Source organism: Terrabacter sp. NPDC080008 (assembly GCF_040702505.1).
In the GTDB taxonomy this organism is placed as follows: domain Bacteria; phylum Actinomycetota; class Actinomycetes; order Actinomycetales; family Dermatophilaceae; genus Terrabacter.
Window position 1 is genome coordinate 105,634 of record NZ_JBFBLC010000005.1, and the last position, 20,807, is coordinate 126,440.

Below are 20,807 nucleotides of genomic sequence, written 5' to 3' on the forward strand. Positions count from 1 at the left end.
GGTGACCGTCGCTCTGCCAGCCACGCGCCGAGGCGCCGAGGTCGCGCGGGGTCGTGACAAGGTGCGCACGCGCGCCGGGCGCCTGCCGAAGCTGGTCCTCATCGCGTGGGCGGCACTGCTCTTCAACGTCCTCACGCGCGCGGGAGACGGGACCATCATCCCCATCCCGCCCGCCATCTCGTCCGCGATGGCGCAGGGCTCGTTGCTCGTCGCGCTCCTCTTCGCGCTGCTGGCCAACCCGCGCCTGGTGATGAGGCCGACGCTCTTCCTCGTGTTGCTCACCGTCATGGCGGTCGTCGCGTTCGTCGTGAGCCTCCACAGCGACTTCATCGCGGGCTCGACCTTCCGCGGGGCGCGGCTGCTCGGCTTCATCGCCTGCCTGTGGCTGCTGACGCCGTGGTGGGGCCGTGATGACCTGCTCCTGCTGCGCTGCCACTGGGCCTGCCTGTGGGCGATCATCGCCTCGGTGGTCGTGGGTGCCGCGCTGGGCCCCGGCAAGGCGTTCGCCAACGACGGCAGGCTCGGGGGCACGCTGTGGCCGATCTGGCCCACGCAGGTCGCCCACTACAGCGCGGTCCTGCTGGGCCTGACCGCGATCCTGTGGATGTGCCGGGTCATCACCGGGCGGCACGCGCTGCTGGCCGCGCTGGTGACGGCGGCCGTCCTCCTCGAGACGCACACACGCACCGCGCTGCTCGCGCTCGTGGTCGGCCTCGTGCTGGCCAGTGCCAGCCTCTTCGTGGGACACGCGAGGGTGCGCCGGGCGTCCGTCACCGCGGTCGTCGTGGGACTGGGCGTCGGCGTCTCGGTGGCTCCGCAGGTCCTGTCGTGGCTGATGAGGGGGCAGTCGGCGCAGCAGGCGTCCGCCCTCACCGGCCGGGCGGAGGTGTGGTCCTCCGTCTCCCAGTTGACGCGCCCCCTGGTCAAGGACGTCTTCGGGGACGGCCTGTCCAACAAGTCGTTCAACGGCGCCTCCATCGACAGCAGCTGGGTCTCGACGTTCCTCGACCTGGGCTGGTTCGGCATCGCCCTCGAGGTCAGCTTCCTGCTGGTGCTGGTCCTCATGGTGGTCACCCGTGCGCGGGGCCCACGCCGGGCACTGGCCCTCTTCCTCCTCGCCTACTGCGTGGTCTCGTCGTTCACCGAGACCGGCCTCGGCGACGCATCCGCCTATCTGCTCGACCTCGTGGTGGCTGCATCTCTGCTCGTCACTCCGCCCAGGCTCCCAGCGTGAAGGGCACACCCGGCGGGGACGCCGGTCCGGCGCCCGCCACCGTCGGGGGCTCGAGTGGTGCACGCACACGCACGGGATGCGAAGGCGCGGCTGCGGGGTCACTGGTCATCGCGACGATCGCCCGTGAGCAGGGCACCACCGGAGTCCACACCCACGTGCGCCAGCTCCTCCAGTTCCTCGAGGGCTCCGGCAGATCCGCGGAGCTGGTCACCCCGCACGGCTGGGCCAGGGGTCGCGCGGCTACTCTACGACGTCTTGCGCTCGTGCCTCTGTTCGCCCCGCGGGTCGTGCTCGAACGCGTGTGGGGACCAGCCCACGTCTGGTGGTACCGGACCTCGCACGAGCTCGTCCTCCGGAGGGCGTTGCGCCAGCGGCTCGCGGGTCTGGGACGGTGCACCGTCTACGCCCAGTGCCCACTTGCTGCGCGGGCCGCGCTCGAAGCACGTTCCGGACCGCACCAGCGAGTCGTCCTTGCCGTCCACTTCCGCAGATCACAGGCGGACGAGTGGGCCGACAAGGGCCAGATCGCCCGGGACCGGCTTGTGTTCCGGTCCATCCGGACGGCGGAGCGCGAGGTCATCCCTCAGGTCGACGGCGTGGTGTTCGTCTCCGAATGGAGCCGGAACGTCTTGAGGGAGTGGCTCCCCGAGGTCGACGCCGTCCCCGCCGTCGTGATCCCGAACTTCATCGACGCGCCTCCAGCCGGTGGCCGGAGCAAGGGTCAGGTCGACCTGGTGACTGTCGGCAGCCTGGAGCCGGTGAAGAACCACCGGTTCCTCCTGCACGTGCTCGCTGCCGCAACGAAGGCCGGTCGGGCCTACTCCCTGGACGTGTTCGGGGAGGGCCCCGACGCCACTGAGCTCGAGGCGTTGGCGCAGGAGCTGGGGCTCGCGCGCCAGGTCCGTTTCCGCGGCTTCCGCGGGGATGTGCAGCAGAGGCTGCCGTCGTATCGCGCCTACGTCCACGCCTCGTACTCCGAGTCGCTGCCCCTGTCCATCATCGAGGCGATGGCAGCAGGTCTGCCGGTGCTGGCAGCGGATGCCGGTGGCGTGCGCGAGCTGTTCGACGACGGCGTCGAGGGCCGGTTGTGGCCGCTGGACGACCCGGAGGTCGCCGCCCGCATCCTGGTGGAACTCCTCGACGACCCTGCTGCGCTCGATGCGGCCGGGAGGGACGCCCGCCTCAGGTTCGTCAGGGCCTTCGCCTCGGAATCCGTCGCGCCCCGGCTGTTGCGCTTCCTCGACGGAGATGCGACCAGGAGTGATGCGCTAGAGAGGGATGCGCCAGGCGACGCAGTCGCGACCGGCTAGCGGCGGTGACGGCAGCCAGGGCGAGGAGCAGCCCGCCGAGCACGTCGGTGAGCCAGTGGGCCCCCGACACGAGCAGGCCGCTCGCCAGGAGCAAGGTGGCGACCACGACGGGTGCCCACAGCCACCAGCGCACCCGCGGCCAGACCACGAGCAGACAGGCGCCCAGGCAGGTGACCAGGGCGACCGTGTGCCCTGACGGGTAGGCGCCGCCGGTGTCGGTGACCCAGCCACCGGAGTCCGGCCGGTGCAGGGCGACCTTGACGAGCAGCGTGACGGCCCCGGACACCCCGGCGAGCGCGAGCGAGAAGGCCAGCGGCCACCACGAGTGGCGCCACAGGGACACCAGGAGGGTCGTGACGACGAGCACGATGTACACGTGCTGGGGGCGCAGCCGACTCATCCACGGGGTGTAGCGCAGCTGCGTGGGACCCCAGAGGCCGTCCGGGCGCAGCCGCTGCAGGACGGCCGCGTCCAGCGACTGAGTCGCGCCGCGGTGGACGAGCAACGTCAACACGAGAAAGGCGACGAGGAGTCCGCACGCGACCCAGAGTGAGGCGCGTCTCGCGACCGACCTGGGGCGGTCCTCGGCGAGAGTCGGCTCGCCGGCCCTGCCGCGATCCACGCCACCGACCAGCTCCCAGTCGCTCACCTCACCATGCTGCATCGGGGGGTGGGCGGCCCGTACCGTTTCCAGGCAATCGCGGCACAGCCGTGCGGACTACCACGGGCACGGCACCGTCGGCGGCGCCGCCTACACTGTGACCCTGATGTCGCACCCTCTGCTCAGTGCCGTCTCGGCGCTTCCCGATGTCCGCCGCGTCCTCGACCAGATCGGTCGGTCCCGCCTCGTCGACGTGTCCGCCAGCGAAGGCACCCGTCCCTTCCTCGTCGCCGCGCTCGCCCGACGGCTCAGCGGCCTCGCCGGTGACGACGGCCCACAGGGGTATGCCGTCGGGTCGACGCCCGACGCAGCCGCTGCCTCCGCGCCGCTGCTCGTCGTCACGGCCACGACGCGTGAGGCCGAGGACCTCTCCACCGCGCTCGGCGCCTTCCTGCCGAGCGACCGCATCGCCGTCTTCCCGTCGTGGGAGACGCTGCCGCACGAGCGGCTCTCGCCGCGCAGCGACACCGTGGGTCGGCGCCTCGCCGTGCTGCGACGGCTCGCGCACCCCGAGCCCGACGACCCGGCATACGGCCCCCTCTCGGTGGTCGTCGCGCCCGTGCGCGCGGTCCTGCAGCCGCTGACCAAGGGCCTCGGCGACCTCGTCCCCGTCGCGCTCCGGGCCGGCGACGAGCGCCCGCCGGAGGAGGTCGTCGACGCGCTCGTGGCCGCCGCCTACACCCGCACCGACCTCGTCGAGCGACGCGGCGAGTTCGCCGTGCGCGGCGGCATCCTCGACGTCTTCCCGCCCACCGAGGAGCACCCGGTCCGCATCGAGTTCTGGGGCGACACCGTCGAGGAGGTGCGCTGGTTCAAGGTCGCCGACCAGCGCTCCCTCGAGATCGCCGAGCACGGCCTGTGGGCCCCGCCGTGCCGTGAGCTGCTGCTCACCGACGACGTACGCGCCCGCGCCCGAGCGCTCGCCGACCAGCTCCCCGGCGTGGCCGAGATGCTGTCGAAGGTGGCCGAGGGCATCGCCGTCGAGGGCATGGAGTCACTGGCGCCGGCCCTCGTCGACGGCATGGAGTCGGTGCTCGACGTGCTGCCCGAGCGCTCGCTCGTGCTGCTCGCCGACCCCGAGCGCATCCGCCGCCGCGCGCACGACCTCGTCGCCACGAGCGAGGAGTTCCTCGAGGCGAGCTGGGCCAACGCGGCCGCCGGCAACCACGTGCCGGTCGACCTGCAGTCGCTGCTCGGCAGCGCGTCGTACTGGTCGCTGGCCGACGTGCGCGCGCTCGCCTCGCGGCTCGGGCTGGCCTGGTGGACCCTGACGCCGTTCGTCGCCGACGCCGACCTCGTCATCGAGGACGACGACGTCGACGAGCGCATCGCCCTGCACACCGTCGACGCCGAGGCCTTCCGCGGCGACACCGACCGGGCCGTCGCGCACCTGCGCGACCGCGTCCGTGACGGCTGGGCCGTCGCCGTCGTCACCGAGGGGCCTGGCCTCGCCAAGCGCGTCGGCGAGGTGCTCCGCGAGCACGAGGTGGCCGTGCGGCCCCTCGACACTTCGCGCGAGGACTCCCTCGAGCCCGGCTGGGTCCACGTGGCGTGCGCGCCGCTCGGCCGCGGCTTCGTCCACGAGGGCGGTCGCATCGAGGTGCTCACCGAGACCGACCTGACCGGCCAGCCGGGCAGCGGCACGTCCACCAAGGACATGCGCCGCATGCCGTCGCGCCGCCGCAACCAGGTCGACCCCCTGCAGCTGCGACCCGGCGACCACGTCGTCCACGAGCAGCACGGCGTCGGCCGCTTCGTCGAGATGATGCAGCGCACCGTCGCCGGCGCCACCCGCGAGTACCTCGTCATCGAGTACGCCCCGAGCAAGCGCGGCCAGCCGGGCGACCGGCTCTTCGTGCCCACCGACCAGCTCGACCAGGTCACCAAGTACGTCGGTGGCGAGGAGCCGAGCCTCAACAAGATGGGCGGATCCGACTGGAGCAAGACGAAGTCGCGGGCCAAGCGCTACGTCAAGCAGATCGCGGCCGACCTGATCCGCCTCTACAGCGCACGCCAGGCCACGAAGGGCCACGCCTTCGGCCCCGACACGCCCTGGCAGCGCGAGCTCGAGGATGCCTTCGGCTACGTCGAGACGCCCGACCAGCTCGTCAGCATCGACGAGGTCAAGGCCGACATGGAGAAGGAGGTCCCGATGGACCGCCTGATCTGCGGCGACGTCGGCTACGGCAAGACCGAGATCGCGGTTCGCGCCGCGTTCAAGGCCATCCAGGACGGCAAGCAGGTCGCGGTGCTCGTCCCCACGACGCTGCTCGTCAGCCAGCACCAGCAGACCTTCTCCGAGCGCTACGCGCAGTTCCCGGTCAAGGTCGCCTCCCTGTCACGGTTCCAGGGCGACAGGGAGTCCAAGGAGGTCATGGCGGGGCTCGCCGACGGCAGCATCGACCTCGTCATCGGCACCCACCGCCTGCTCGCCAAGGACGTCAAGTTCAAGGACCTCGGTCTGGTCATCGTCGACGAGGAGCAGCGCTTCGGCGTCGAGCACAAGGAGCTGCTCAAGACGATGCGCACGGCCGTCGACGTCCTCTCGATGTCGGCGACCCCCATCCCGCGCACCCTCGAGATGGCCGTCACCGGCATCCGCGAGATGTCCACTCTCGCAACGCCGCCCGAGGAGCGCCACCCGGTCCTCACGTTCGTCGGCGCCTACGACGAGAAGCAGATCACCGCCGCGATCCGCCGCGAGCTGCTGCGCGAGGGCCAGGTGTTCTTCGTGCACAACAAGGTGAGCAGCATCGAGAAGGCGGCCGCCCGCCTGCGCGAGCTCGTGCCCGAGGCGCGCATCGCGACGGCTCACGGCCAGATGGGCGAGCACAAGCTCGAGCAGGTCGTCGAGGACTTCTGGGAGAAGCGCTTCGACGTGCTCGTCTGCACCACCATCGTCGAGACCGGGCTCGACATCTCCAACGCCAACACCCTCATCGTCGAGCGCTCCGACGTCCTCGGCCTCAGCCAGCTGCACCAGCTGCGCGGCCGCGTCGGTCGCGGGCGCGAGCGGGCCTACGCGTACTTCCTCTACCCGCCCGAGAAGCCGATGACCGAGACGGCGCACGACCGCCTGCGCACCATCGCCAGCAACACCGACCTCGGCTCGGGCATGGCCGTGGCCATGAAGGACCTCGAGATCCGCGGCGCCGGCAACCTCCTCGGCGGCGAGCAGTCCGGCCACATCGAGGGCGTCGGCTTCGACCTCTACGTGCGGCTCATCGGCGAGGCCGTCGCCGACTTCAAGGGCGAGACCACCGACGTGCCCGCCGAGATCAAGATCGAGCTGCCCGTCGACGCGCACCTGCCCCACGACTACGTGCCGGGGGAGCGGCTGCGGCTCGAGGCGTACAAGAAGCTCGCGACCGTCGAGACGTTCGAGGCTGTCGACGAGATCGAGGCCGAGCTGCGCGACCGCTACGGCGCGCCGCCCAAGCCGGTCGAGAACCTCCTCGAGGTCGCCCGACTGCGGGTGGTGGCCAGGGCGGCCCGCATCGGCGACATCGGCATCCAAGGCAAGGTCGTGCGCTTCGGCCCCGTCAAGGAGCTGCGCGAGAGTCAGCACCTGCGCCTCATGCGCCTCTATCCCGGCACGATCGTCAAGGAGGCGCTCGGCACGATCCTCGTCCCGGCGCCGATGACGGCACGGGTCGGGGGCAAGCCGCTGCGTGACGTCGAGGTGCTCACCTGGGCCCGCCAGCTCATCACCGCCGTGCTCCTCGACGACATCTCGGCGGCCGCGGGCGCCGCCGCCCCGGGGGCGGCGAGAACGGCCGTCGGCGCACCGTAGGATGTTCACGCATCCGCCAGAGGAGGAAGTTCGTGAAGGCTAGGTCCGCTCAACCCGCCAGGCGCGTGGCCGTGCTCGGCATCGCCGCGATCGGCGCCGCGTCGCTGCTCGGCGGGTGTGGCTTCGAGACGCGCCAGCAGGCTGCCGCCGTCGTCAACGGCCAGGTCATCAGCGAGTCCGACGTGCAGCAGACCTACGACCAGCTCAAGGCGGCCAAGCTCGACTTCGCCGAGAACATCGTCGTGACGGCCCTGGTCGCCGCGCCGCTGCTCAAGGACGCCGTGAGCAAGTCGGGCAGCTGGCAGCCCGACGAGACCTACGCCTCGGTGATCGCCTCCATCCCCGGCGCCACCGACACCACGAAGGAGTTCGTGGAGGCGGTCGCCCTCATCCAGTCGCAGAAGATGACTCCGGCCGACGTCGACGCCTACCGTGCCGACCTCAAGAAGGCCGACATCAGCATCAACCCGAAGTACGGGTCCGTCGTGCCGTCGAACGAGGGCCCGGTCTACTTCACGATCGGCCAGACGACCCCCAACTGGGTCAAGCCGGCGGCCAACGCCGCACCGGCCACCGCGCAGTAGGCACCGCTCCCTCGTGTCGTCACGCGCCTCCCGCGTCGTCCTGCTCGTCTCGACCCCTCGGGTCGCGCCGGGCCTGCTGACCCGCGAGGCGTGGAACGTCCTCGATGGGGCGTATGCCGCGTGGGGGCGTCCCGACGAGCCGCAGGTCGCCGCGCTGGTGGAGGCGGGCGTCGAGGTGCTGGCCCGCGAGGCCGGTCACCCGGCCGAGCTGGCCCGCGACCTGGTCGCGGCCGCCGCCACCGGTGACGTCGTCTGGGTCGGCTCCTCCGACGGCGACCCGGGGCTGAGCGACGCCATCGCCGTCGAGGTCTCGAGGCTGCCCGAGCCGCCCGACGTCGAGCTGCTCATCGGCTCCTTCGACGTGCCGGGCGCACGGCTGCTCGACGTCGTCGCCGTCATGGACCGGCTCCGCTCTCCGGGCGGCTGCCCGTGGGACGCCGAGCAGACCCACAGCTCGCTCGTGCCCTACCTGCTCGAGGAGGCGCACGAGGCCATCGAGGCCATCGAGAGCGGCGACCCCGCACACATGCAGGAGGAGCTCGGCGACCTGCTCCTGCAGGTGGCCTTCCAGTCGCGCGTCGCCCAGGAGCACCCGACCGAGCCGTTCGGGATCGACGACGTCGCGGGCGGGCTCGTCGACAAGCTCGTGCGCCGGCACCCGCACGTCTTCGCCGACGTCGAGGCCGATACCGCCGAGGCCGTGGCCGCGAACTGGGACTCGATCAAGGCCGAGGAGAAGCAGCACCGCACGCACCCGCTCGAGGGGGTTCCCGGCTCGCTGCCGGCCCTGGCCCGCGCCGAGAAGTTCGTCTCGCGCCTCAGCCGGGCGGGGCGCGAGGACCTGCTCGACGACGCCGTCGCCGCGGATGGACTCGGCGCGCAGCTGCTCGACCTCGTCCGTCAGGCGCGCGCCGAGGGGGTCGACGCCGAGGCGGCACTGCGCGAGACGTTGCGGCGGCTCGAGTCCGCCGCGGGCACCGGCCTCGCGCAGCAGCAGGACTGAGCCGGACGGCATACGCCCTCGGGCGCCTGCCGGAGCGGGCAGGTCAGTAGGCGCCGCGCGGTCGCACGACGGCGTGGAAGGTCTTGGCCAGAATCGACAGGTCCTGCACGATCGACCAGTTGTCGACGTAGTAGAGGTCGAGGCGCACGGTGTCGTCCCACGAGAGGTCGCTGCGGCCGGAGACCTGCCAGAGGCCGGTCAGGCCCGGGCGCACGTGCAGCCGGCGCTCCACCTCGGGCGCGTAGCGGCTCACCTCGGACGGCAGCGCCGGGCGGGGGCCGACGAGGCTCATGTCGCCGTTGATGACATTGACCAGCTGCGGCAGCTCGTCGAGGGAGAACCGGCGGATCAGCCTGCCGACGCGGGTGATTCGCGGGTCGTGCTGGGCCTTGAAGAGCACGCCGTCGGCGTTCGCGTTGAGGTGGCTGACGCCGGAGAGCTGTGCCTCCGCGTCGGTCACCATGCTCCGGAACTTGAGGCACTCGAAGAGCACGCCGTCGCGCCCGACCCGGGTCTGCCGGAAGAGCACGGGGCCCCGGTCCTCGAGCGTGATGGCGATCGCCGTGACGATCATGAGCGGCAGGCCGAGCAGCAGCAGCACCGTGGCGCCGACGAGGTCGAAGAGGCGCTTGGGGATGCGTGAGGCGCCGAGGCTCTGCGGCTGGCCGACGTGCACCAGCGGCAGGCCCCCGACCGGCTGCATCGTGACCCGGCCGGAGGAGATGTCCGAGAGGCTCGGCACCACAGCCATCTGCACGTGGTGGCCCTCGAGGTCCCAGGCGATCCGCCGGAAGTCCGCCGACGAGGGCAGCGCCCCCTCGGTGAGCACCATGAGGTCCGCCCGCGACTCGAACACCGACCCGACGGCCTCGTCGGTGGTGCCGATGACGGGGACGCCCGACGACGTGGCGGTCAGGCGCTGCGACGGTGGCAGCAGTGCGCCGACGATGCGGTAGCCGAGCCACGCTTCCCTGTTGAGCACCGAGGCGACGTCGTCCACGTGCGAGCTCTCACCGGCGATGACGACGCGGGTCAGCAGGTGGCCCTGCAGGTGCAGGTGGTGCACGTAGCGGCGGCACGCCCACCGCCAGAGCAGCAGGCCGGGCAGGCCCAGGCCGAAGACGAGCACGAAGTAGCCCCGCGACAGCTGGAAGGTGGTCAGGTAGCTGATGATGCCGACGAGGCCCGCGGTGGAGCCCGTCGCGGTGCACACCCTCGCGTACTCCTTGGTGCCGACCCCGAGGCTGCCCTGCCGGTAGCTGGCGGCGCCTGCCAGGGCGGCCATCCACCCGAGCGCGATCCACGGCCCGACCGACTGGGCGACGGCGTTGAGGTCGTTGCTGACCGAGAAGACCGTCAGGGAGCTACGCCCCAGGGCCGCCGCTGCCGTGGCCGCCACGATGACCAGCAGGTCACCCGTGGCGATGGCCAGCTGCAACAGGCGGATTCCCCGCAGGTGCTCGCTCAGGGGCTGAGCGACCGGACGGACGGCTCCGTTGAGCAGCAACGCATTCGACTCACGCATGGACTGAGCCATGGAAATCCCACCCCCAGGCGCCGCAGCGCCGCGCTGATACTGCCTCCACCCCCCCGGATGGCTAACGCCGAGTATGCCGGGAACCGTCAAGCGCGCGTAAGGAAACGGTAAAAATGCGTGGGCCTGGCGTCGCCGCCGTCAACCGGTCCCGAGCGGGGTGCCCGTATGCCGGGTCGCTACGTCGGGGTGCCCACGGCACGGGCTAGTCTCGGGCGCAGACACCGTCATCCGCACCTTCACGAGCACACCTTCCACGAGCAGTACCAGCACAGGAGAGTCAAGTGGCCAGCATTGAGGAGATTGGCGCCCGCGAGATCCTGGACTCGCGCGGCAACCCGACGGTCGAGGTCGAGATCCGTCTCGACGACGGCACGTTCGCTCGCGCGGCCGTCCCGTCGGGTGCCTCGACCGGCGCCTTCGAGGCCTCCGAGCGCCGCGACGGTGACAAGGGCCGCTACCTCGGCAAGGGTGTCGAGCAGGCCGTCGACGCCGTCATCGAGGAGATCAACCCGCGCCTGGTCGGCTTCGACGCCAGCGAGCAGCGCCTCGTCGACGCCGAGATGACCGCTCTGGACGGCTCGTCCAACAAGGAGAACCTCGGCGCCAACGCCATCCTCGGCGTCTCCCTCGCCGTCGCCCACGCCGCGGCCGAGTCGGCCGGGCTGCCGCTGTTCCGCTACGTCGGCGGCCCCAACGCCCACGTGCTGCCCGTGCCGATGATGAACATCCTCAACGGTGGGTCGCACGCCGACTCCAACGTCGACATCCAGGAGTTCATGATCGCGCCGATCGGCGCCCCGACCTTCCGTGAGGCCCTGCGCTGGGGCACCGAGGTCTACCACTCGCTCAAGAAGGTGCTGCACGACCGTGGCCTCGCCACCGGCCTGGGCGACGAGGGCGGCTTCGCGCCCAACCTCGAGTCCAACAGGGCCGCGCTCGACCTCATCCTCGAGGCGATCCGCGCCGCCGGCTACGAGCCCGGTCGCGACATCGCCCTCGCCCTCGACGTGGCCGCCTCGGAGTTCTACGAGGACGGCTCCTACGCCTTCGAGGGCGCCAGCAAGTCGGCCGACGAGATGGTCGCCTACTACGCCGAGCTCGTCGCCGCCTACCCGCTCGTCTCCATCGAGGACCCCCTCAACGAGGAGGACTGGGACGGCTGGAAGTCCATGACCGAGCTGCTGGGCGGCAAGGTCCAGATCGTCGGCGACGACCTGTTCGTCACCAACCCGGAGCGACTCGGTCGCGGCATCGCCTCCGGCACGGCCAACGCCCTGCTCGTCAAGGTCAACCAGATCGGCACGCTCACCGAGACCCTCGACGCCGTCACGCTGGCGCAGACCAACGGCTACCGCTGCATGATGAGCCACCGTTCCGGTGAGACCGAGGACGTCACGATCGCCGACCTCGCCGTCGCGACCAACTGCGGCCAGATCAAGACCGGCGCCCCGGCCCGCTCCGAGCGCGTCGCGAAGTACAACCAGCTGCTGCGCATCGAGGAGGAGCTCGACGACGCCGCCGTCTACGCCGGCGCCGGTGCCTTCCCGCGCTTCGACGCGAGCCGCTTCGGCGCCGAGGGTTGATCCTCGTGGCCGACCGCACGCCCTCACGCCCGGGCCGCCCGTCAGGGGCGGGCCGGGCGGGCGGGAGCGCGCGGCCGGCCACGGCTCGCCCCTCGTCCCGGGGCACCGCAGGCGCCGGGGCGAGCGCGGGCAGCCCGGCGCGTCGCACGCCCGCGACCCGTCCCGGCCAGTCCCGAGGGTCGGCCGCGCGCGCCAGCCGTCCGGGAGCGGGCAAGGAGCGGCCCGCCCTCGCCGCCCGCCCCCGCACCGTGTCGGCCACCCCGCCGTCGGCGTCGACGGCCTGGGTGCGCGGCGTGATCCTGCTCGGCATCCTCGTCATGCTCGCCGTGACGATCGTGCCCACGCTGCGCTCGCTCGTGCAGCAGCGCGGTGACACTGCCGCCATGGCGGACAAGGTCGCCGGCCAGCGCGAGACCGTGCAGCAGCTGCAGCACCAGGCCGCGCTCTGGAAGGACCCCGCCTACATCGAGGTCCAGGCCCGCGAGCGCCTCAAGTTCGTCCGGGTCGGCGACCGTGCCTACACCGTCATCGACCCCGAGGCCGACGCCAAGGCCGCTGCGCCGGCTCCGGCCCGTCCGGTTGTGGCCGCGCCCATGGCGAACGCGGCCTCACCCTGGTATGGCAAGGTGTGGCAGTCGATCCAGATCGCCGACCGTCCGGCCGCAGGCGTCGCGCGCCAGAAGTGACCGCACGGCGCGACCGAACCGACGTGCGCCCTCCAGCCTGTCCCGACGTCTGCCTCGAAGTGAGTCCCGCGTGAGCGACCCCACCCGCCCCACCCCTGCCGCGACCGAGCCCGACGGCGCCCCCGGCGTCGACCAGGTCGCGCACGGCGAGCACGGCGCCGTCGACCCCGCCGACCTCGACGCGGTGGAGCGCCAGCTCGGCCGCCGCCCCCGGGGGGTGGCCGAGGTCGCGCACCGCTGCCCGTGCGGTGAACCGGACGTGCTGCGCACCGAGCCGCGCCTGCCCGACGGCACGCCCTTCCCGACCACCTACTACGCCACCTGCCCGCGGCTCACCGGTGCCGTCAGCACGCTCGAGACCGCCGGTGTCATGAAGGAGATGACCGAGCGGCTCGCTCGCGACGAGCAGCTCGCCGCCGACTACGCGAGGGCCCACGAGCACTACCTCGCGCAGCGCGCCGAGCTGGGCGACGTGCCCGAGATCGCCGGCATCTCGGCCGGCGGCATGCCCACGCGCGTCAAGTGCCTGCACGTGCTCGTCGGTCACTCGCTCGCGGCCGGCCCCGGTGTCAACCCGCTCGGTGACGAGGCCCTGGCGATGCTCGACGACTGGTGGCAGCCCACCTCGTGCGCCGCCGTGCACGCCGCCGAGGACGCCGCCGCCTCGGAGGGGACGACCCGATGAGCAGCACGATCCGGGTCGGCGCCGTCGACTGCGGCACCAACTCGATCCGCCTGCTCGTCGCCGACGTCGACCCCGCCACGGGCGCCCTCACCGACGTGCTGCGCCGCATGGAGATCGTGCGGCTGGGCCACGGGGTCGACCGCACCGGCGTCATCGCCGCGGAGTCCATGGAGCGCACCCTCGCGGTCACCCGGGAGTATGCCGCCGCGTGCCGTGAGCTCGGCGCCACCCGGGCCCGTTTCGTGGCGACCTCCGCGTCGCGCGACGCGAGCAACGCCGCCGACTTCATCGAGGGCGTACGCGCCGCCTTCCTCGAGCACTTCGGCTCGGAGGTCTCGCCGGAGGTCGTCTCCGGCGACGAGGAGGCGTCGCTGTCCTTCGCCGGTGCTACGGGCGGTCTGACCGCGCAGGGCGTCGGCGGCCCGTACCTCGTCGTCGACCTCGGCGGCGGCTCCACCGAGCTGGTCCGAGGCACCGACCACGTGGAGGCCGCGCGGTCCGTCGACATCGGCTGCGTGCGGATGACCGAGCGGCACCTCGCGAGCGACCCGCCCACCGACGAGGAGATCGCGGCGGCGACCCGGGACATCGACGCGGCGCTCGACCTCGCCGAGTCCGCGGTTCCGCTCGAGGGGATCGCCACGCTCGTCGGTCTCGCCGGCAGCGTCACGACGATCACGGCGCACCTGCTGCGCCTGACGGCATACGAGCCCGACCGCATCCACCTGGCTCGCTCCGCCCCGGCCGACATGGTGGTTGCGTGCGACGACCTGCTGGCGATGACGCGGGCCGAGCGGGCGGCGCTGCCCTACATGCACCCGGGGCGCGTCGACGTCATCGGCGCCGGAGCGCTCGTCTGGCGGCGGGTCGTCGAGCGGCTGGTGGACCGAGCAGGGATCGCCGAGGTGGTCACCTCCGAGCACGACATCCTCGACGGCATCGCCCTGAGCGCAGCGCGACACGACTGACCGCTGCACGCGGCAGCCGGCGAGCCCCGTCAGAGGCGGGGGAGGACCGCGGCGGGCACCGGCTCGTCGGCCTGCTCCTGCGCCCGGCGACGGTTGGCCCGCAGTCGCGAGGCCATCCACAGCGCCGCCGAGACGCCGAGGGCCCACGTGCCGTTGACGACGGTCGCGTCGACCACCCCGTAGGTGACGAAGAAGAGGGTCACGAAGACGACGGCACGCACCTGCCGAGCGGAGAGCCGCACGGCGGCGAGCAGCAGGCCGCCCCACAGCAGGTACCACGGGTGCACGACGGGGCCGGAGGCGCAGAGCACGAGCAGCGACCCCGCGGTGGCGAGCACCGGGTTGCGCGGGGCCACCCGCCAGGTGACCCAGGCGATGCCGGCCAGCCCGGCGACCATGCCGATGGTCTGGGCGATGGGCACCGGCGCGGAGTAGAGGCTCTCGGGCATGCCGCCGACCCGCATGAGCCACTCGACCGCGCTGCCGACGAAGGTCGGCGGAGAGAGCAGGGAGCGCAGGGTCACGGGCACCGAGAGGTTGGGGATCCACCCCCAGCCGAGGCCGCTGGCCTGGGTGATGGCCGCGAACGTGGCCAACACGATCGCGCCGTGGACGGCCCCGTGCCTCAGCATGGCTCGCAGCCGGGCGCTCGCTCCGGGGGCCAGGTCGGTCTGGGCCTGCAGGGCCATGCCGACGACCCCGATGAGGGCGAGGACCGCCGTCTGCTTGTAGGCGGCGGCGACGGCGATGGTCATCGAGGCCACGACGAGCTGGCCGCGGCTCGCGAGCAGCAGAGCCAGCGTCACGAGGGCCACCATCACGGAGTCGCCGTGGGCGCCGCCGACGAAGTGCATCAGCACGAGCGGGTTGAGCACGCCGATCCACAGGGCGTGCCGCCCGCTCACGCCGTAGCGCTCGGCGAGGCGGGGCAGGGCATAGGCGAGCACGCCGACGGCGAGCAGTGCCGGCACGCGCATGGCGAGCGCGGACAGGTAGGCGTTCTCGGGGAGGAAGCTGACGACGAGGTGCTGCATCTGCAGGGCGAGCGGGCCGTAGGGCGCTGGGGTGTTGACCCACATCGGGTCGACCTGGTCGGCGAAGGGCCCCGGCACCCAGAAGGGCCCGACGGCATACGGGTCCATCCCGCGCAAGACGATCTGGCCCTGGGCGGCGTAGCTGTAGGCGTCGCGGCTGAAGAGCGGCGGGGCCAGCATGATCGGCAGGCTCCACAGCAGCCACGCCAGCGAGGGCGCCTTGCGGCCGTGGGCCGGGCGCATCCGCAGCCAGGCGTCGACGAGCAGCGCCATGCCGACGGCCAGCAGGACGGTCGTCACCACGCGCCCGGCGCCGGTGCCGAGCCACTCGAGCCCGAAGCGCTGGATGAGCGGCGAGGCCGGCTCCACGAACGTGTTCTCCGGCAGGAACGCCGGGCTGACCGAGCCGGCAGCCATGAGCGAGGTGCCGAGCAGGCCACGCCGCACCATCCGGTCGGCCCAGGTGCGCTGCAGGGCGGACGTCAGGCGGTTCCAGCCCTGGACGGCCGTGCGGAGTTCGGGGGCCGACAGGGGCAGCCGAGCCGTCGTCGTCGCTCCGGCGACACGATGCTCCAGCACCCGCAGCTCCTTCTCCTGGTTTGCGCCGCATCAACCGATGCGACCCGATCCGTCGGAGGGCGCGTCACCATCACCCCTGGACCCCGTTCCTGCAGGTCATTCTAGGTGCATCGTCTGCAGGCGGGCGCAGCCACGCCCACCTCGCAGGACCAGGCCCAGGACCGGCGATGCCGACCTGGTGACGGCCGACGCCGTCGTCGTACCCCCGGAGGGACTCGAACCCTCACCGTTGGCGATTTTAAGTCGCCTGCCTCTGCCGATTGGGCCACGGGGGCGCGGCCCCCAAGTATGCCGGTTCCGCCGGGGGAACCTCGTCGCGCGAACCGTGTCCGGGGAACCTTTCGGTGGGGTGCGTTCGCTTAGTCTTGGGGACAGTCGCCACGCCCATGAGCGGGTCGTGGCACCCAGTGCTTTTAGGAGCGCACTCACATGGCAGGTGGAAACCCGGTCTTCGACCGGCTGAACAAGCAGATCGAGAAGGAGCGTTACGCCGGCTTCGGTGCGCCGCAGGGCAACCCGCAGCAGCCGGCGGCCGGCTACGCGACCCAGGAGACCCTGACGGCCGGGCAGCTCAACGACATGTACAACCGGGCGCCGGCGGGCCCCGCCGACACCGGCCGCGTCACGGTCGACGACGTCGTCGTCAAGAGCCTGACGCTCTTCGTGGTCACGGTCGCCGTCGCCGGCGTCTCGTGGTTCTGGACCGAGGCCAACTCCGAGATGACGCTGCCGTTCTGGCTCGGCGGCATGTTCGGCACGCTGATCCTCGGCTTCGTCATCGCCTTCATGAAGAAGGTGTCGGTGCCGCTGCTCATGGTCTACGCCGTGCTGCAAGGTGCCTTCCTCGGCGCCTTCAGCCAGTACATCGCGTCGATCCCCAGGTACGACGGCGTCGTGCAGATGGCCGTGCTCGCCACGCTCTGCGTCTTCGTCGCGATGTACGTCGGCTACGCCACCGGCTTCGTCAAGGTCAACGACAAGACGCGCCGGATGTTCTTCTTCGCCCTCGTCGGCTACGGCCTCTTCGCCCTGTTGCAGGTCGTGCTGCTCATGACCGGTGTCATCAGCGGCTGGGGCTTCGGCGGCAGCGGCCCGCTCGGACTCATCCTGTCGGTCCTCGGCGTCGGCCTCGCGTCCTACTCCCTGGCCGTCGACTTCGACTCCATCGACCGCGCCGTCCAGGTCGGCGCCCCGAAGAAGTACTCCTGGCTGCTCGCCCACGGTCTCATCGTGACCCTGGTCTGGCTCTACATCGAGTTCGTCCGCCTGTTCGCGCGCATGCGCGACTGACACCCGATGGCACCTTCGCGCGTGGGTTCGCCGATCCCGCAGGAGGTGTCGGACGAGCTCCGGCGCGTGGTCGAGCGGTGGCACCAGCTTCCGCTCGACCACGCGCTTTCGCGTATGCCGTCCGTGCGACTCCTCGTCCAGTCGCTGGCCGACCGCGTGGCCGGGTCCCGCGGGATGCCGGCGGTGCCCGTGCCCGACCTCGGGCCGGCCGTGGTCCTGGACCAGCTGACCGTCATGGTGTTCGACCTCTTCAGCGCCCAGCCGGACGCCGACCCGGCCGACGTCGCGGACGCCCTGGCCGGCATACGCCGCTCCCTCTGACCCCCACTCACACGTCGAGTGGGCACTTTCCGACGACGGAAAGTGCCCACTCGACTTCGGTTTGTGGGGGCGGCTCAGCTGAGGCGCTCGAAGATGACGGCCATGCCCTGGCCGCCGCCGACGCACATCGTCTCGAGGCCGAACTGGCCGTCGCGCTCGCGCAGCGCGTTGATGAGCGTGCCGGTGATGCGGGCGCCCGTCGCGCCGAAGGGGTGGCCGATCGCGATGGCGCCGCCGTTGACGTTGAGCTTGTCGTAGTCCATGCCGATCTGGTCGGCCGAGCCGATCACCTGGGCGGCGAAGGCCTCGTTGATCTCGTAGAGGTCGATGTCGCCGATCGACAGGCCTGCGCGCTTGAGTGCGAGGTTGCTCGCCTCGATGGGACCGAGGCCCATGATCTCGGGGGAGAGGCCGGTGGCGGCCGTCGAGACGACGCGGGCGAGCGGCGTCAGGCCGAGCTCCTTGGCCTTGGTGTCGCTCATGATGACGAGCGCCGCGGCGCCGTCGTTGAGCGGGCAGCAGTTGCCGGCCGTGACGGTGCCCTGCTGGCGGAAGACGGGGTTGAGGGCCTGCACGGCCTCGAGCGTCACGCCGGCGCGGGGGCCGTCGTCCTTGCTCACGACGGTGCCGTCGGGCGTCGTGATGGGCGTGATCTCCCAGTCGAAGAAGCCGCGCCCGATGGCGGCCTCGGCGCGGTTCTGCGACGTGACGCCCCACTCGTCCTGGCGCTCGCGCGAGATGCCGTATGCCGTCGCGACGTTCTCGGCCGTCTGGCCCATCGCGATGTAGATGTCGGGCAGCAGGCCCTCCTCGCGCGGGTCGGTCCACGTCTCGTTGGTCTCGGCGATGCGCTTCGTGCGGGCCTGTGCGTCGGCGAAGCGGCCGTTCTGCTGGTCCTCCTTCGCGCCGCCCGCACCGGCCCAGTCGGTGTACTGCGAGACGCACTCGACGCCGGCCGAGACGAAGATGTCGCCCTCGCCGGCCTTGATGGCGTGGTAGGCCATCCGGGTCGTCTGGGCCGAGGAGGCGCAGAAGCGGTTGATGGTGGCGGCCGGCGTCGAGTCCATGTCGAGGAGGGTGGCGACGACCTTGGCCATGTTGGAGCCGTGCCGGCCCGACGGCTCGGCGCAGCCGAGGTAGATGTCCTCGACGAGGCTCTTGTCGAGCGCGGGCACCTTGTCGAGGGCGGCCTGGATGACGGTGGCGGCGAGGTCGTCGGGGCGCACCTCCTTGAGCGAGCCCTTGAAGGCCCGGCCGAACGGCGAGCGGGCGGTCGAGACGATGACGGCTTCGGTCACGGGGATCTCCTGGTGCGGCGTTCGGCCCGGGCGACGGCGCGACGGGCCACTAAGCGCTTGCTCAGTCCCCACGATGGTAGGACGTCCTCGCACCGGTTGGACAGGCTGCCGGGCATGACGTGCGTCTCGGCGGCGGACGCAGCGCGGCTAGTCTGGTCAGGTCCTCGCCGCCCGGAGCCGACGCTCGTCCGGGCCTCGCGGGGACGCGCGTGGGTCGACCCGAGCGCGCAACACGATGCAGCACCACGCACGACCACCCACACCACTCACCTCAACGACAGCTCAGGGGGCTGCACCACATGAAGAACCTCACGACGCGCCTCGTCGCCGTCACCGGCGCGTTCGCGATCACTCTCGGGGCCGCCGCGTGCTCCAAGTCGGACACGCCCACGACCACCGCGGGCGGCTCTTCCAGCGCGGGCGCCACCGCGGGCTCGTCGGCGTCGGCGCCGGCCACCACCGACACGGGCGCCGCCCCCAAGGCCGCCGACATCCTCGACAAGGCCAAGAGCAACGCCCTCGCCGCGACCTCCGGCGCGTTCGCCGGGGACGTCGACCAGAACGGCAAGAAGATCACCATCGACTTCAAGGGCACGAGCGACGGCAAGACCGCCGACATCGCCATCGAGATGGAGGGTGACGGCAAGGCTCGCGTCATCTCGGTCGCCGACGGCGTCTTCATCCAGGGCGACGCCACCTTCTGGAAGAAGCAGGGCGCCCCCGCGAAGGTCCAGAACGCCGGGGACAAGTTCATCAAGGCCCCCTCGTCCGCGGGCGCGATGACCGAGAGCCTCAGCCTCAAGTCCTTCCTCGAGAAGGCGTTCGGGGCCGTGACGCCGGCCCAGGTCTCCGCCACCGTCACGAGCCAGGCCGTCGGCGGCGTCGACTGCTGGGTCCTCACCGACAAGAAGGGCGCGGGTGAGGGCGCCCTCTACGTGTCCAAGGACAAGCTCGAGGTCGTGCGCTTCACGGGCTCGAAGTCCAGCCCGGGCCAGCTCGACTTCTCGCAGTGGAACGCCGACCTCGGCATCAAGGCGCCGGCCGCCAGCCAGGTGATGTCGCTGAGCTGAGCTCAGCCCGTGGGCAGGTCGAGCGCGGACGGGTTCCGCGCTCGGCCTGTCTGCGCCTCGGCGTCGTGCGTGGCTGCCGTCATCGGGGCCGAGGCCTGGGCCGGCGGGAGCGTGGGCCGCACCCGGTGCAGCAGCAGCGCCCAGCGGCCGCGGGCCCCTCGGGACCTGCCGCCTACTTCCGCCGGCGCGACCTCGGTGCCCGGCCGCGTGACCGCCCGGGTGGCAGCCACCGCCACCGGACGCACGCCCTCGCCCCGCCAGGCGTTGGGCTCGGCCGGACGGCTGCGCTCGCCGAAGAGGTCGAGCGCGGCGCTGACCGTCGGCAGCAGCGCGGCGGCCACCCTGGCGTAGCCCGCCGGGCTGGGGTGGAAGCGGTCCTTGCTGAACATCACGTGCGGCTCGGCCGAGAACGCCTCGCTGAGCAGGTCGCCCACGGACACGGCCCGGCCACCGGCCTCGACGACGGCCACCGTCTGCGCGGCGGCGAGGTCACGGGACCAGCGGCGGGCCAGCCACCGCAGCGGCTGGGGCACCGGCTCGATGGCGCCGAGGTCGGGGCACGTGCCGACGACCACCTCGGCGCCGGCCTCGCGCAGCCGGCGCACGGCAGTCCCCAGGTGGCGCACCGCCACGGAGGTGTCGATGCGGTGGGTCACGTCGTTGGCGCCGATCGAGATGACCGCGATGTCGGGTGCGTCGACCGCCGCGAGGGCGCGCTCCACCTGCTCGTCGAGGCCCGGTGACTCGGCGCCGATGACGGCCACGTTGGTCAGCTCGACCGGACGTCCGCTGTAGGAGGACAGGGCGGTCGCGATCGTGGCCCCGATGGTCTCGTGGGCGTGGTCGGCGCCCATCCCGACGCCGGTCGAGTCGCCGAGCACCACGAAACGCAGGGCAGGTCCGACGCCCGCTCCGTAGGTCCCGCTGTCGGAGGGCGCACCCTCGAAGGGCTGGCCGACGATGCGGCGTGCCATCACCGCCTCCGCGCGCAGCAGGCCGTAGCCGAGGACACCGAGCATCCCGAGTCCCGCGACCCCCATGCCGCCGCCGTATGCCGCCGCCTGGGCGATCCTGCGCGCGCGCCGTGCCCGCCCCATCGGGGGCCTCCCTTCTCACTGCTGAACCGGGGCCACCACCGTAACCCGGCGGTGGATGGTCCCGTACCCGGTCC

Annotated in this window: 17 protein-coding genes and 1 tRNA gene; 12 read left to right on the forward strand and 6 right to left on the reverse strand. The window is 72.0% G+C overall.

Annotated features, from left to right (window positions below; translation table 11 throughout):
• Position 1: 1 nt before the first annotated feature.
• Together AB0316_RS15075 and AB0316_RS15080 are read left to right on the forward strand one after the other, a co-directional pair.
• Entirely contained in the window at positions 2-1,234 is a 1,233-nt protein-coding gene (locus AB0316_RS15075; protein WP_366273851.1) for a hypothetical protein, read from the forward strand.
• A 155-nt stretch (positions 1,235-1,389) separates the two neighbouring features.
• Positions 1,390-2,544 carry a glycosyltransferase family 4 protein gene (locus tag AB0316_RS15080; RefSeq protein ID WP_366273852.1) on the forward strand — a complete coding sequence of 385 codons (1,155 nt, stop codon included), beginning with the start codon at positions 1,390-1,392 and terminating at the stop codon, positions 2,542-2,544.
• On the opposite strand, the gene AB0316_RS15085 is transcribed toward AB0316_RS15080, so the two are convergent.
• Positions 2,426-3,193: a phosphatase PAP2 family protein gene (locus AB0316_RS15085; RefSeq protein ID WP_366273853.1), complete on the reverse strand. Its 768-nt coding sequence runs from the start codon at positions 3,191-3,193 to the stop codon at positions 2,426-2,428. The two genes, AB0316_RS15080 and AB0316_RS15085, sit on opposite strands and share 119 nt — an antisense overlap.
• 118 nt (positions 3,194-3,311) lie before the next feature.
• Between AB0316_RS15085 and mfd the strand changes: the two genes are divergently transcribed.
• From mfd to AB0316_RS15100, 3 genes are read left to right on the forward strand one after another with little or no spacing between them, the layout of a single operon-like run.
• Positions 3,312-6,998 carry a transcription-repair coupling factor gene (gene mfd / locus AB0316_RS15090; RefSeq protein WP_366273854.1) on the forward strand — a complete coding sequence of 1,229 codons (3,687 nt, stop codon included), beginning with the start codon at positions 3,312-3,314 and terminating at the stop codon, positions 6,996-6,998.
• 32 nt (positions 6,999-7,030) lie between these two features.
• The gene (locus tag AB0316_RS15095) at positions 7,031-7,582 is read left to right on the forward strand and encodes a hypothetical protein (RefSeq protein ID WP_366273855.1); all 552 of its coding nucleotides are present in this window, start codon (positions 7,031-7,033) and stop codon (positions 7,580-7,582) included.
• Between the two features lie 13 nt (positions 7,583-7,595).
• Positions 7,596-8,585: a MazG family protein gene (locus AB0316_RS15100; protein ID WP_366273856.1), complete on the forward strand. Its 990-nt coding sequence runs from the start codon at positions 7,596-7,598 to the stop codon at positions 8,583-8,585.
• Between the two features lie 43 nt (positions 8,586-8,628).
• Here AB0316_RS15100 and AB0316_RS15105 read toward each other — a convergent pair whose 3' ends face one another.
• A complete protein-coding gene (locus AB0316_RS15105; RefSeq protein ID WP_366273857.1) occupies positions 8,629-10,110 on the reverse strand; it encodes a sugar transferase in 1,482 nt (493 codons plus the stop codon).
• A gap of 293 nt (positions 10,111-10,403) precedes the next feature.
• Here AB0316_RS15105 and eno point away from each other — a divergent pair, with 293 nt between their 5' ends.
• The 4 genes from eno (at position 10,404) to AB0316_RS15125 (ending at position 14,044) form a co-directional block, all read left to right on the forward strand.
• On the forward strand, positions 10,404-11,705 hold the full coding sequence (gene eno, locus AB0316_RS15110; RefSeq protein WP_366273858.1) for a phosphopyruvate hydratase: 1,302 nt from the start codon (positions 10,404-10,406) through the stop codon (positions 11,703-11,705).
• Positions 11,706-11,710: 5 nt separating this feature from the next.
• Positions 11,711-12,391 (forward strand): septum formation initiator family protein, encoded by a 681-nt coding sequence (locus AB0316_RS15115; protein ID WP_366273859.1) that lies wholly within the window; start codon positions 11,711-11,713, stop codon positions 12,389-12,391.
• A 184-nt stretch (positions 12,392-12,575) separates the two neighbouring features.
• Complete coding sequence (locus AB0316_RS15120; RefSeq protein ID WP_366274071.1) at positions 12,576-13,076, forward strand: DUF501 domain-containing protein; 501 nt, start codon at positions 12,576-12,578, stop codon at positions 13,074-13,076.
• A complete protein-coding gene (locus AB0316_RS15125; RefSeq protein WP_366273860.1) occupies positions 13,073-14,044 on the forward strand; it encodes a Ppx/GppA phosphatase family protein in 972 nt (323 codons plus the stop codon). The genes AB0316_RS15120 and AB0316_RS15125 overlap by 4 nt, the downstream gene beginning before the upstream one ends.
• A 29-nt stretch (positions 14,045-14,073) precedes the next feature.
• Here AB0316_RS15125 and mptB read toward each other — a convergent pair whose 3' ends face one another.
• Positions 14,074-15,657, reverse strand: a complete 1,584-nt coding sequence (gene mptB / locus AB0316_RS15130; RefSeq protein WP_366273861.1) for a polyprenol phosphomannose-dependent alpha 1,6 mannosyltransferase MptB — start codon at positions 15,655-15,657, stop codon at positions 14,074-14,076.
• A 200-nt stretch (positions 15,658-15,857) separates the two neighbouring features.
• Positions 15,858-15,932, reverse strand: a tRNA-Leu gene (locus AB0316_RS15135).
• A gap of 154 nt (positions 15,933-16,086) precedes the next feature.
• Between AB0316_RS15135 and AB0316_RS15140 the strand changes: the two genes are divergently transcribed.
• Together AB0316_RS15140 and AB0316_RS15145 are read left to right on the forward strand one after the other, a co-directional pair.
• Positions 16,087-16,947 (forward strand): Bax inhibitor-1/YccA family protein, encoded by an 861-nt coding sequence (locus AB0316_RS15140; protein ID WP_366273862.1) that lies wholly within the window; start codon positions 16,087-16,089, stop codon positions 16,945-16,947.
• Between the two features lie 21 nt (positions 16,948-16,968).
• Complete coding sequence (locus AB0316_RS15145) at positions 16,969-17,268, forward strand: hypothetical protein (protein ID WP_366273863.1); 300 nt, start codon at positions 16,969-16,971, stop codon at positions 17,266-17,268.
• 74 nt (positions 17,269-17,342) lie between these two features.
• Here AB0316_RS15145 and AB0316_RS15150 read toward each other — a convergent pair whose 3' ends face one another.
• The gene (locus AB0316_RS15150; protein WP_366273864.1) at positions 17,343-18,566 is read right to left on the reverse strand and encodes an acetyl-CoA C-acetyltransferase; all 1,224 of its coding nucleotides are present in this window, start codon (positions 18,564-18,566) and stop codon (positions 17,343-17,345) included.
• 299 nt (positions 18,567-18,865) lie between these two features.
• On the opposite strand from AB0316_RS15150, the gene AB0316_RS15155 reads away from it, so the two are divergent.
• Complete coding sequence (locus AB0316_RS15155) at positions 18,866-19,636, forward strand: hypothetical protein (RefSeq protein ID WP_366273865.1); 771 nt, start codon at positions 18,866-18,868, stop codon at positions 19,634-19,636.
• Between the two features lie 2 nt (positions 19,637-19,638).
• Here the strand turns inward: AB0316_RS15155 and AB0316_RS15160 are convergent, their stop codons facing one another.
• The gene (locus AB0316_RS15160) at positions 19,639-20,733 is read right to left on the reverse strand and encodes an SGNH/GDSL hydrolase family protein (RefSeq protein ID WP_366273866.1); all 1,095 of its coding nucleotides are present in this window, start codon (positions 20,731-20,733) and stop codon (positions 19,639-19,641) included.
• Positions 20,734-20,807 lie beyond the last annotated feature (74 nt).

What these genes read in the sequence shown, in the direction of transcription:
- mfd (WP_366273854.1), top strand. Translation starts at nt 3,312, where the DNA reads ATGTCGCACCCTCTGCTCAGTGCCGTCTCGGCGCTTCCCGATGTCCGC.
- AB0316_RS15105 (WP_366273857.1), bottom strand. Translation starts at nt 10,110, where the DNA reads ATGCGTGAGTCGAATGCGTTGCTGCTCAACGGAGCCGTCCGTCCGGTC.
- AB0316_RS15125 (WP_366273860.1), top strand. Translation starts at nt 13,073, where the DNA reads ATGAGCAGCACGATCCGGGTCGGCGCCGTCGACTGCGGCACCAACTCG.
- AB0316_RS15140 (WP_366273862.1), top strand. Translation starts at nt 16,087, where the DNA reads ATGGCAGGTGGAAACCCGGTCTTCGACCGGCTGAACAAGCAGATCGAG.
- AB0316_RS15155 (WP_366273865.1), top strand. Translation starts at nt 18,866, where the DNA reads ATGAAGAACCTCACGACGCGCCTCGTCGCCGTCACCGGCGCGTTCGCG.
- AB0316_RS15160 (WP_366273866.1), bottom strand. Translation starts at nt 20,733, where the DNA reads ATGGGGCGGGCACGGCGCGCGCGCAGGATCGCCCAGGCGGCGGCATAC.